The 11,950-nt window shown below is 44.5% G+C and carries 10 protein-coding genes; 8 read left to right on the forward strand and 2 right to left on the reverse strand.

Annotated features, from left to right (window positions below; translation table 11 throughout):
• Window positions 1-2: 2 nt before the first annotated feature.
• Both hutH and AC0VYA_RS04910 read left to right on the forward strand, forming a co-directional pair.
• The gene (gene hutH, locus AC0VYA_RS04905; RefSeq protein WP_475490244.1) at window positions 3-1,532 is read left to right on the forward strand and encodes a histidine ammonia-lyase; all 1,530 of its coding nucleotides are present in this window, start codon (window positions 3-5) and stop codon (window positions 1,530-1,532) included.
• 96 nt (window positions 1,533-1,628) lie between these two features.
• Window positions 1,629-2,411, forward strand: a complete 783-nt coding sequence (locus AC0VYA_RS04910; RefSeq protein ID WP_475490245.1) for a peptidylprolyl isomerase — start codon at window positions 1,629-1,631, stop codon at window positions 2,409-2,411.
• Between the two features lie 66 nt (window positions 2,412-2,477).
• On the opposite strand, the gene typA is transcribed toward AC0VYA_RS04910, so the two are convergent.
• Complete coding sequence (gene typA, locus AC0VYA_RS04915; protein ID WP_041713387.1) at window positions 2,478-4,313, reverse strand: translational GTPase TypA; 1,836 nt, start codon at window positions 4,311-4,313, stop codon at window positions 2,478-2,480.
• Window positions 4,314-4,688: 375 nt separating this feature from the next.
• Here typA and glnA point away from each other — a divergent pair, with 375 nt between their 5' ends.
• The 4 genes from glnA to glnG all read left to right on the forward strand — a co-directional run bounded on the left by glnA (window position 4,689) and on the right by glnG (window position 9,388).
• The gene (gene glnA, locus AC0VYA_RS04920) at window positions 4,689-6,098 is read left to right on the forward strand and encodes a glutamate--ammonia ligase (RefSeq protein WP_011573892.1); all 1,410 of its coding nucleotides are present in this window, start codon (window positions 4,689-4,691) and stop codon (window positions 6,096-6,098) included.
• Between the two features lie 199 nt (window positions 6,099-6,297).
• Window positions 6,298-6,822, forward strand: a complete 525-nt coding sequence (locus tag AC0VYA_RS04925) for a DUF4124 domain-containing protein (RefSeq protein WP_475490246.1) — start codon at window positions 6,298-6,300, stop codon at window positions 6,820-6,822.
• A gap of 83 nt (window positions 6,823-6,905) precedes the next feature.
• The gene (gene glnL, locus AC0VYA_RS04930) at window positions 6,906-7,985 is read left to right on the forward strand and encodes a nitrogen regulation protein NR(II) (protein WP_011573894.1); all 1,080 of its coding nucleotides are present in this window, start codon (window positions 6,906-6,908) and stop codon (window positions 7,983-7,985) included.
• Entirely contained in the window at window positions 7,982-9,388 is a 1,407-nt protein-coding gene (glnG, locus tag AC0VYA_RS04935; protein ID WP_011573895.1) for a nitrogen regulation protein NR(I), read from the forward strand. The genes glnL and glnG overlap by 4 nt, the downstream gene beginning before the upstream one ends.
• A 66-nt stretch (window positions 9,389-9,454) precedes the next feature.
• Here the strand turns inward: glnG and AC0VYA_RS04940 are convergent, their stop codons facing one another.
• The gene (locus AC0VYA_RS04940; RefSeq protein WP_475490247.1) at window positions 9,455-10,594 is read right to left on the reverse strand and encodes an HD-GYP domain-containing protein; all 1,140 of its coding nucleotides are present in this window, start codon (window positions 10,592-10,594) and stop codon (window positions 9,455-9,457) included.
• Window positions 10,595-10,779: 185 nt separating this feature from the next.
• Between AC0VYA_RS04940 and AC0VYA_RS04945 the strand changes: the two genes are divergently transcribed.
• Window positions 10,780-11,499, forward strand: coding sequence for a 1-acylglycerol-3-phosphate O-acyltransferase (locus AC0VYA_RS04945; RefSeq protein ID WP_011573897.1), 720 nt, complete (start codon window positions 10,780-10,782; stop codon window positions 11,497-11,499).
• Between the two features lie 32 nt (window positions 11,500-11,531).
• Window positions 11,532-11,885 (forward strand): ribonuclease E inhibitor RraB, encoded by a 354-nt coding sequence (gene rraB, locus AC0VYA_RS04950; RefSeq protein WP_011573898.1) that lies wholly within the window; start codon window positions 11,532-11,534, stop codon window positions 11,883-11,885.
• The last annotated feature ends 65 nt before the right edge of the window (window positions 11,886-11,950 follow it).

Raw genomic sequence — 11,950 nt, forward strand, 5'->3', positions numbered from 1 at the left:
TAATGGAGCAGAAGTATCTTCTTCAACCTGGGAAGTTAACCATAGAAACGATGCGTCAAGTACACAGGCGTCATGTGCCAATCACGCTCGCCCCCGATAGTTTTGAGCGCATTCATAGCGCAAAACAAACCGTACGAGATGTCATAACCCAAGGTCGCACCGTATATGGTATCAATACCGGTTTTGGGCTTCTGGCGAATACTAAGATTGGGGTGGATGAACTCGAATTATTGCAGCGAAGTATCGTGCTGTCGCATGCGGCTGGTATTGGCACACTTATGTCTGCATCGACCGTTAGACTCCTTATGCTATTGAAGATCAATTCACTAGCAAGAGGCTACTCAGGTATTCGATTAATCGTTATAGAAGCATTGATCGCTTTATACAATCATCAAGTGTATCCGGCAATACCCGAAAAAGGTTCAGTAGGCGCGTCTGGTGATTTGGCACCCCTTGCCCATATGAGCGCGGTTCTTTTAGGGGAAGGTGAGGTCATATATCAAGGAAATCGGATTTCCGCCGAAAAAGGGCTGATGATCGCTGGCTTGCAGCCTATTTCATTAGCGCCTAAGGAAGGCTTAGCACTGTTAAATGGTACGCAGGCATCAACGGCGTTTGCCTTGCAAGGGCTGTTTTATGCTGAAAATGCCTTAACGAGTTCCATCGCTATTGGCGCGTTATCTGTTGATGCAGCGCTTGGCTCTCGTGTGCCTTTCAACGAGCGTATTCATATTGTCCGGGGGCATCAAGCACAAATAGACGTGGCAACAGGATTTAGAACTTTGCTACAGGAATCTGAGATAGGCAAATCCCATGGAGGGTGCGAGAAGGTACAAGATCCATACTCTTTAAGGTGCCAGCCACAAGTGATGGGAGCATGCCTGCAGCAAATGCGTTTCGCCAAACAGATTCTTGTCACCGAAGCAAATGGCGTGTCGGATAACCCAATCGTCTTTTCAGAGTCGGACGACATTCTTTCTGGCGGTAATTTTCATGCCGAAACCGTGGCCATGGCCGCTGATATGCTCGCCATTGCCCTCGCAGAAATTGGCGCGCTTTCAGAGCGACGCATGGCGTTACTCATTGACTCTAGCTTAAGCGGTTTGCCGCCTTTTTTGGTGGACAATGGCGGGGTGAATTCTGGTTTTATGATTGCACAAGTAACAAGCGCCGCGCTAGCCAGCGAGAATAAAAGCTACGCTCATCCTGCGTCGATCGATTCCTTGCCCACCTCTGCCAATCAGGAAGATCACGTCTCCATGGCGACGTTTGCGGGACGAAGGCTACGAGATATCTTTGATAACGTCGCGGGCATTTTGGCTATTGAATGGTTGGCGGCTTCTCAAGGTATCGATTTTCGATTTCCCTTAAAAACCAGTGCGCAGTTGCAAAGTGTGCACGCTTTGATGCGCAGCAAGGTCACTTTCTACGATAAAGACAGGTACTTTTCTCCGGACATTGAGCAAGCCAAATTATTAATTACTCGCCATTCTCTAAGCGACTTGGTGCAGCAAGATATTCAGCTTCTTTGAAAGTGTGTACCTGAAAAAGATTACAATTTGTTAAGAATCACTCAGTGCAATTGCTTTAATCTAGCGGCTTGTTTAACCACTTAAATGATTTAATACATGAAGCCTAAATTAAAACACACTGTGCTTGTCGCAGGATTATGCTGCTCGGCAGTGAATATTACGCATGCGACGGAAGTGCAAATTCGAACTGTACTCGGTGATGTAAACATCAATCTGTTCGATAACACAACCCCGCAAACAGTAGATAACTTCCTGAGCTACGTAAATTCTGGGGCTTATGCTAATAACGTAGTACACCGTTCAGAGCCCGGGTTCGTTATTCAAGCGGGTGGTTTTCAATACAATAACGCACTACCACTCGATGGCGTACCAACGGGGAGTTCGGTTGCAAATGAGCCTGAGCTTTCGAACGTGCGCGGCACTATTGCTATGGCCAAATTGAGCGGCAATGCGAACAGTGCAACATCTCAGTGGTTTATTAATCTTAACAACAACAGCGCAAACCTCGATGTGCAAAATGGCGGTTTCACCGTTTTTGGTCAAGTCCTAGGCGACGGTATGGATATTATCGATGCTATCGCCGCCCTTAACCGATTTGATTTAGGGGGCGCGGCAAGCGCAGCGCCTTTGCGCGATTATACTCAAGCAGATTTGTCAGCAGGGGCAGAGGTAACAGACCAACACTTGGTCATTATCAGTGATGTAGTGGTGACTGACTCAGCCAGTGTGACACACTCAGAATTGAATCCTGTGGCCAACACATTAATCAATCAAGACACCAGCGGCGGAGGAAGTTCAGGTAGCTCTGGCGGCAGTCTTGGATTTTTAAGTTTGATAGGCCTAGCAGCACTGCGTTTTGTGCGCAGGTTATCTGCGTAATAACACTTTGTGAAAGCAAAAAAAAACGGCTCATGTGAGCCGCTTTTATTAGATAGGTAAGACTGATTAGTCTTTTGAACGACCTGCGCGCTTACGATCGTTTTCCGTTAATAACTTCTTACGGATACGAATGCTCTTAGGTGTCACTTCAACTAGCTCGTCGTTATCAATGAATTCCAACGCTTGCTCAAGTGAAAGCACGACTGGTGGAACCAAAGATTGTGCTTCATCTGTACCAGATGCACGAACGTTGGTTAACTGCTTGCCTTTAAGGGCGTTAACTGTAAGGTCGTTATCACGGCTGTGGATACCAATAACCATGCCTTCGTAAACTTCAACACCGTGACCGATAAATAAACGGCCGCGCTCTTGTAGGTTAAACAATGCGTTGGTTAGTGCTTTACCTGTTGCGTTAGCAATCAATACACCGTTTTTACGCTGACCAATGTTACCACCTTTGTGCGGACCATAATGGTCAAACGTGTGATACATCAAGCCAGAACCTGAAGTCATGGTCATGAAATCAGTTTGGAAACCAATCAAGCCACGGCTAGGAATGATGAAGTCCATACGAATACGGCCTTTACCATCTGGAGACATGTTAGTTAGCTCACCTTTACGTAAGCCAATTTGCTCCATGATTGAACCTTGATGGTCTTCTTGAACATCGATAGTTACAGTTTCAAACGGTTCTTCTAATTTACCGTCAACCTCACGCAAAATTACTTCTGGGCGTGATACAGCAAGCTCGTAACCTTCACGACGCATGTTTTCAATCAAGATACCCAAGTGTAATTCACCACGACCAGATACACGGAATTTGTCCGGATCAGGTGTCTCGTCAACACGTAGTGCAACGTTGTGAATTAGCTCATCTTGTAAACGTTCAAGGATGTTACGCGAAGTGACGTATTTACCTTCTTTACCACAAAATGGTGAGGTGTTTACTTGGAATGTCATGGTTACTGTTGGTTCATCAACTGATAACGGCGGTAAGGCTTCAACTGTGTTCTGATCACAAATGGTGTCAGAAATTTTAAGCTCACCTAAACCGGTAACCGCAATAATGTCACCAGCGTTAGCAACATCGACTTCCATTCTGTCTAAGCCCATGTAGCCTAAAACTTGGCCCATTTTGCCGTTACGTTTCTTACCATCAGCACCGATAACCGTTACTGCTTGGTTGGTTTTAATTGAACCACGTGTAACACGGCCAACACCGATTACACCAACATATGAGTTGTAATCAAGCTGAGAAATTTGCATTTGGAATGGACCATCGATGTCTGCATCAGGTGCATTTACATGCTTAACGATAGTTTCGAACAATGGTGTCATATCTTCGCTTGGCTTATCGGCATCGTTTGAAGCCCAACCGTTAAGTGCAGAAGCGTAAACGACTTGAAAATCAAGCTGATCGTCAGTGGCACCTAAATTGTCAAACAAATCAAAAACTTGATCAATAACCCAATCAGGACGCGCGCCAGGCTTATCGATTTTGTTAATAACAACAATCGGCTTCAAGCCTTGAGCAAACGCTTTTTGGGTTACAAAGCGCGTTTGTGGCATAGGGCCTTCTTGTGCATCAACTAACAACAATACGGAGTCGGCCATTGACATAACACGCTCTACTTCACCACCGAAATCGGCGTGTCCAGGGGTGTCTACAATGTTAATGCGGTAGTCATTCCAACGGATCGCAGTGTTCTTAGCAAGTATGGTAATACCGCGTTCTTTCTCGATATCGTTAGAATCCATAACCCGTTCTTCAGCAGCGCCTCTGCTCTCAAGCGTACCGGACTGTTGTAAAAGTTTGTCGACTAAGGTGGTTTTACCGTGGTCAACGTGGGCAATAATTGCTATGTTCCTCAAGTTGTCAGTCGAGGTTTGCGATGCGCTCATGATATTTTCTCTAGTATGGGTGGATTTACCCACCATTAACGGAATTTATAGGGCGCGGATTGTACAGTTATAATGTGCATTTTGCGAACACCATTTAGTTTTTATGCGGATTTAACTTTTTAGATTTGTATTTGCACTATTAAGTGTCACCTACTTTGGCATAGAGAAGGGATAAACCCCCTTATGCACGGTAATGGTGCGTTTTTGCTCTCGATTGGTGCATTGGTGCTGGGCGCAACAAGCCGTGTCCACTTGAAAAGCCCAAATAACCGCGATTTCGCCTTTATTATGATTGGCATGATTATCGCTTCGAAAATTGCTAAGTTAACCAATACCAACGTTATTTATACATTACCGTTTATTCTGGAGGACGAAATGTCAGTAGAAAAGGCTTTACAGTTTATTAAAGAAAACGAAGCTAAATTTGTAGATTTGCGCTTTACGGACACTAAAGGTAAAGAGCAGCATATCTCTATTCCATCTCATCAAGTTAATGAAGACTTCTTTGAAGAAGGTAAAATGTTCGATGGTTCGTCAATTGCGGGTTGGAAAGGCATAAACGAATCTGACATGGTATTGATGCCAGATACAGATACATTGGTCGTTGATCCATTTGCTGAAGAAACACAAGTGAACATTCGTTGTGACATTCTTGAGCCAAATACTATGCAAGGCTACGACCGTGACCCACGCTCTGTGGCAAATCGCGCAGAAGAGTACCTTAAATCTACAGGTATCGGTGACACGGTATTATTCGGCCCTGAGCCAGAATTCTTTTTGTTTGATGATGTTCGCTTCCACACTGATATGGCGGGTTCTTTCTTCAAAATCGATTCTTCAGAAGCTAAGTGGAATTCAGGCGCTGAGTTTGAAGACGGCAACATGGCCCACCGTCCAGGTGTGAAAGGCGGTTATTTTCCAGTTCCTCCTGTTGATTCATCGCATGACACTCGCGCAGCAATGTGTATGGTTATGGAAGAGATGGGCTTGACGGTAGAAGCACATCACCATGAGGTTGCTACTGCTGGTCAGAACGAAATCGCTTGTCTTTTCAATACGCTTGTTAAGAAAGCCGATGAGATCCAAATTTACAAGTACGTAGTGCATAATGTTGCCCATGCTTACGGTCAAACTGCCACGTTTATGCCTAAGCCTCTTGTTGGCGATAATGGCTCTGGTATGCATTGTCACCAATCTATCTCTAAAGATGGTAAAAACATCTTCGCTGGCGACAAATACGCAGGTATGTCTGAAGAAGCCTTGTTCTATATAGGCGGTATTATCAAACATGCTCGTGCTATTAACGCATTCGCTAACGCATCAACTAACTCGTATAAGCGTCTCGTACCTGGATTTGAAGCACCTGTAATGCTTGCGTACTCTGCACGTAACCGCTCTGCTTCAATTCGTATTCCTCACGTGAACAGCGAAAAAGCACGTCGTATCGAAGTTCGTTTCCCTGATCCAACTGCTAACCCTTACTTGGCATTCTCTGCCATGTTGATGGCTGGCCTTGACGGAATTAAGAACAAAATTCATCCTGGCGATGCAATGGATAAAGATTTATACGATCTACCTCCAGAAGAAGCTGCTGAAATCCCAACTGTTGCCACTTCTCTAGAAGAAGCGCTTGCAGCACTTGACGGTGATCGTGAATTCTTAACCGCTGGCGGCGTTATGAGCGATGATATGATTGACGCTTACATTGCACTTAAATTGCAAGAAGTTGAACTATTGAATACCTCTGTTCATCCAGTTGAATTCGATATGTATTACAGCGTGTAATATATTTCATTGAGGTAGCGCAGCTGCCACTGTGAATGATTCAAAGCCTGCTTTATGCAGGCTTTTTTGTATCTATAGAGTGGGTTTTATACGTATAGTTGCTCAAGTATGCCTAATGGATGATGCTCAATAGGGAGATTGGTATAAACTTTATGGTGTTTTTAAGACTGTGCTTTCAGATAATAACGGTAGGTCATCAGTGTTTCACATAAAGACAATTATCGCGGCGTTTATACTTTGTACTTGGTCTTTAGCAGTTATACCAAGTGATAGGATATATAAAATTACGACAGACGATGGCCGGATTATTTATACCGACGCTCCTACCGAGCAGGGTGAGCATGTTCCTATGTCATCTGGCTCAGTCATGACATTGAAAAGCGTTTCTGCCTCATCTATCACCACACCACCAATCGTTCGCAAACAAACCAAGGAAATACATCTCAGTGTTATTTCTCCTAAGCCAGAGCAAACTATCAGAGATAATAACGGAAAGGTAACGATTCGCACCGCCCTGGAGCCACAGGTGCAAGGGATGTATACATTGCACTTAAATGATCAAGTAATCTCCCAAAATAAGGGATTATTCAATCTTAATGGTTTAAATCGAGGAGCTTATACATTTCATGTAGAGCTTGCCCACAGGTCGGGCAAGATACTTGCATCCACTCCTAAGCAGACCTTTTATTTGCACCAAGCCTCAGTGCTGAATCGCCCTAATTAGGAACATTCACTTGACCAATCGGACATGATGCGCTGAAATTTATTTTTAAGCACCAAAATGGTGCGTAGCAACTTGTTGTGATTATGCCGTTCAAAATGAAAACCGACACCTTGCTGGATAACTTATCGACTGCGGTTATCCTGTTGAATGAAAAACTTGCCATCGTAGAAGCAAATCACGCTGCTCAGGCAATGTTTGAGCGCAGTTTAAATCTGTTGATAGATTGCCCTATTAAGCAACTTATTGCTGACTCAAGTCTAGATTTCATTCGTTTTACTCAAGACATGCAACACGGGGAAGGTTATTCCGACGGTGATGTACAAATCAGCTTTGCCGATGGTCGCCACACTCACGCCGATGTAACCGTCACCTGTTTACATACAGCAGAAGGAGTAACGCTACTATTAGAAGTTCGTTTAATTGAGCAGCAAAAGAAGATCAGCCAAGAAACACAGCAGTGGGCGCAGCAACAGGCCGCTCGTGAGTTAATCCGTGGGCTCGCCCACGAGATAAAAAACCCTCTAGGGGGCATTCGCGGTGCTGCGCAATTACTTGAAAAAGAGCTACCGTCGGCAGACTTGAAAGAGTTCACTACCATGATTATTGAGCAGTCTGATCGCTTACGTAATTTGGTGGATCGTTTGCTTGGCCCCAATTCCCGGCCTAATTTTCAAAGTCACAATATCCATCGTGTATTGGAAAAAGTCATCACTTTGGTTCAACTGGATCTTAGTCACGATATTGTGATTGATCGTGACTACGACCCAAGTATTCCCGAGAGCATTATTGACCAAGACATGGTGCAGCAGGCCGTGCTTAATATTATGCGTAATAGCGTTCAGGCCTTGATGCAAAGTGAGCAAAGTGAGGGGAAAATTAACGTGGTCACACGAATTGAACGCCAAGTCACAATCCACGGTGAACGACACCCATTGGCGATGAAAATCAGCTTGGTTGATAACGGCCCAGGGATACCTAGCGAGCTAAAAGACACTTTGTTTTATCCCATGGTTACCGGCAAAAAAGAAGGCACGGGGCTAGGGTTGTCGATCGCACAAACTTTGATAGACCACCACAAAGGCAAGATTGACGTAGAAAGTTGGTCAGGCCATACGGAATTTACTTTATATATTCCTATTAACAGGAAGGAACTTAATTCATGAGCACAGAACCAGTTTGGATAGTTGATGACGATAGTTCTATTCGTTGGGTGTTACAAAAAGCGCTGCAAGCTGCGAGCATTCCATGTTTCAGCTTTGAGAATCCTGAAGATTTATTGTTACAGTTGCAGACGGATCAACCACCAGAGGTGATTGTGTCGGATATTCGTATGCCGCAAATGGATGGTATGGCATTGCTTGAAGAAGTGCACAAGCGATATCCGAACATTCCCGTCATCATTATGACTGCGCATTCTGATTTAGACAGCGCGGTAAACGCTTATCAAAGCGGCGCGTTTGAATATTTGCCAAAACCTTTCGATATTGATGAAGCGGTAGGCCTAGTGCGCAGAGCACTCACTCACGTGCGAGAACAAGCAAAAAGTAATCAACGTCCGATTTTAGCGACCGCGACCGAAATCATCGGTGAAGCTCCTGCTATGCAAGAAGTCTTCAGAGCAGTAGGGCGCTTATCTCGCTCGAGTATCAGTGTGTTGATTAATGGTCAATCGGGCACAGGTAAAGAGCTTGTTGCACAAGCCTTGCATCGCCATAGTCCTAGAGCAAAGCAAACATTTATCGCCTTAAATATGGCGGCTATACCGGCCGATTTAATTGAGTCTGAATTGTTCGGCCATGAAAAAGGCGCATTTACTGGAGCACAGAATGCCCGGCAAGGACGATTCGAGCAAGCCGATGGTGGTACCTTGTTTCTCGATGAAATAGGTGACATGCCACTTGATGTGCAAACTCGATTGTTGCGTGTGTTAGCGGATGGGCAATTTTATCGCGTGGGCGGTCATAACCCTGTCAGCGTTGATGTAAGGATCATTGCGGCCACTCACCAAAACCTCGAGCAGCGCGTAGCGGATGGCAAATTTAGAGAAGACTTATTTCATCGCTTAAATGTTATTCGTATTCATATACCGCGCTTAACTGAGCGACGAGAGGATGTACCTTTACTCGCTGCGCACTTCTTACAAAAAGCAGGAGCGGAGCTAGGGGTAGAAGTCAAAAGTCTGAGTAAAGAAACTAAAAAGATCTTGATGCAGTTGCCGTGGCCAGGAAACGTACGTCAGCTTGAGAACGTATGTCGATGGTTAACAGTGATGGCAAGTGGGCAAGAAGTCTTGCCCCATGATTTGCCGCCAGAGATCCATGAGCTCCCCTTAAGCAAAGACAGTCAGGAAGCGTCAGGTGATTGGCAAACCTTGCTTGCAACTTGGGCTGATGAACAGCTACAGTCAGGTCGTAATAATATCTTAGATGAAGCGATGCTGGTATTTGAAAGGGTGTTACTCGAGCGGGCCTTGTTCCATACTCATGGCCATAAACAAGATGCGGCGAAACGACTGGGGTGGGGGCGTAACACGCTAACGCGTAAGCTAAAAGAGCTTAATATGTAGTAAGCCTAGACTCAGTGCCGATACATATTGGCACTGAATCGATTTTCTTGGTTGATAATAGAAGGCTTATTTAGTCAGCAAAACGGCCATCGCGCGGTTAAACATACCTAGCCATTTAGGGCAAAACTGACCATCCTTAACGCGATTCATCTCAATCACTGCACGCTTTTTGGGGTGAACAGCTTGCGTGGTATGTGCCCGTGAGTGGGTAATGGCGTTAAAGGTATCTAAAATGCCTAGAAGTTTTGCTCCGTCGCAGATATCCACTTCTTTCAAGCCTAGAGGATAACCGCTGCCATCCATCCGTTCATGGTGTTGCATTACGATTTTCCGCGCTTCATTCCAATGATCTAAGTGTTCTAACAGACGTGCACTTTTATAAACATGAGAGCGCATTAAGTTAAATTCAGTCTCCGTCATTCGCCCGTTTTTGTGTAATATCTCGATTGGCATAAACGCCATTCCAAAGTCGTGCATGTAACAGGCTACGGCTAACTGGTCCTCATCGATTGGCATGCCGGCGACTTTATTCACATATGCTGCTAGTTTAGCGATCCGATCGCCACGACCAAGCCAATAAGAAGAGCGCTTTTCGATAGGTTTCATAAGTTCACGGAAGAACAAAATATCACCGCGTTTAAGATCGCTTAGGTGCTTCGGAATGCCAGTCGTCGCAAGATTAGATGAAGGAGGTCGATGGTTATCTGCATTTTCTCCTTTGATGAAAGCGCGAACATCCAAACTGGGATCTAACAGCAGCACGGCCTCTGACAAGATCTTCTCATGCTCGGCACTGTTACTCGGTTCTATTTTTGTGATCTGTAGGATCAGTAAGTTGAATAGGCTAGCATCGTATTGGGCACTGCCGTTTTGAATACAGCTCTCGACAAAAATTTTGACTCTGTCCATGCTGAGTAACACCAAGTCACTCATGTTGCTGGTGTATTCAATTTGGCCTTTTCTGAGGAAATCTAATAGATCTTCAACGTGCTGCAGTAAAGGGATCATAGGCGTGAAGTTAACCAGACCTAAATCGCCCTTTATCGTATGAATAGAGCGAAACAGAGCGCGCTGAAGTTCTTTGTCGGTGGGTTTTATTTCCAGTTCAATTAGGGTCTGCTCACTCGCTTCGTAAAGCTCATTAATTTCTTCGAGTAAGTCTGTGAGGATGTCTTCATCCAAATCTTCATGAGTAAACTGTTGCATGTATACTGACGCCCTAACCCTGGTATGTTTACGATACGATTTTTAATTGTATCGGCCGCTCAATTATAATAATGAGATTTTTAACCTAAAATCAACGTTATACCACTAAAGTTAAGCACTGATCAGACATCCTAACCACAAAATATAGGTATAATCAGCGGCCGTTTTTGATCATAGGAATACACGTGCTAGCTTTGCTTCGGATTATCAGTATTTTCTTTTACTTTCTTTTTATCAATTTGTTGCTGGTGATAATTTGTATTCTTCGCCCTTTTCACCGAGATAATGTGCATGTAGCGGGCAAGTTGTATAGTTCAACGTGCAAATTATTAGGGCTCAAGTTGGAGGTTAGAATCGCCCCTGAAGCGTTAAACGGTGGCCCTTTTATACTTATCGCCAATCATCAGAATAGTTATGATATTTTTACTATTTGCGCGGCTGCATTGAAGGGAACAGTGACAGTAGGTAAAAAAAGCCTGAAGTGGATCCCGTTATTTGGCCAAGTATATTGGTTGTCAGGCAATATTATGATTGATCGTAAAAACTCTGGGCGAGCTATGGATACGTTGAAGGGGACAGTGAAAAAGATGCATAAACGCAAACTTTCTGTGTGGTTCTTCCCCGAAGGAACACGTAGTTATGGCCGGGGACTACTGCCTTTTAAAACAGGTGCGTTTCGTATTGCCCAGCTCGCTAAACGCCCAGTGGTCATAGTTGCGGCGAGTAATCTGCATAATAAAATTAAACTGAACAGATGGGACAATGGCACTGTAATCATTGATGTAGGTAAACCGCAAGAACTCGACAGTAGCCGCTCTACTAAAGAATGGACGGCATATTTTCATACTGCCATGGCGCAAAAAATAGCAGAATTAGACAGTGAAGTTGCCGCTGGCAACCGCTAAACTAGCGACCTAAATTGAACACAGGACAACTCATGAGTACAGAAGAACAAGCAGAATGGTTTGAATTTAACCAAGAAACAGTCGAAGCATTAATTGAAGATGGCAGCGATAGTACCAAGCCACACACTATTGAATATCACTTTGCGGGAGACGATTTTGATGTGCTAGAGAAAGCGGCTGTTGACGCATTCAAAGCGGGTTTTGAAGTGGGCGATGCAGAAGAGTTGATGCTTGACGACGGAGGCACTATTTTTTGTTTTGATGCGGTTGTTGAACGCTTGCTAGACGTAGACTTAATCAATGCTGATACCGTTAAGTTGTTAGCTATTGCGCAAAAACAAAACGTACAATTTGATGGCTGGGGCACCTACTTTATCGAGTCATAGTGTTACCTAGTGCCAATGGCGGCTATTATTTTGACGTCGCTTAACTGGCAGTAAGTTTATCTTCA

Source organism: Paraglaciecola sp. QJM3NY_14, from assembly GCF_056173245.1.

Bases quoted from the DNA above. Each gene is read 5' to 3' on its own strand.
- hutH (WP_475490244.1), top strand. From the start codon at position 3: ATGGAGCAGAAGTATCTTCTTCAACCTGGGAAGTTAACCATAGAAACG.
- AC0VYA_RS04910 (WP_475490245.1), top strand. From the start codon at position 1,629: ATGAAGCCTAAATTAAAACACACTGTGCTTGTCGCAGGATTATGCTGC.
- typA (WP_041713387.1), bottom strand. From the start codon at position 4,313: ATGAGCGCATCGCAAACCTCGACTGACAACTTGAGGAACATAGCAATT.
- glnA (WP_011573892.1), top strand. From the start codon at position 4,689: ATGTCAGTAGAAAAGGCTTTACAGTTTATTAAAGAAAACGAAGCTAAA.
- glnL (WP_011573894.1), top strand. From the start codon at position 6,906: ATGCCGTTCAAAATGAAAACCGACACCTTGCTGGATAACTTATCGACT.
- glnG (WP_011573895.1), top strand. From the start codon at position 7,982: ATGAGCACAGAACCAGTTTGGATAGTTGATGACGATAGTTCTATTCGT.
- AC0VYA_RS04940 (WP_475490247.1), bottom strand. From the start codon at position 10,594: ATGCAACAGTTTACTCATGAAGATTTGGATGAAGACATCCTCACAGAC.
- rraB (WP_011573898.1), top strand. From the start codon at position 11,532: ATGAGTACAGAAGAACAAGCAGAATGGTTTGAATTTAACCAAGAAACA.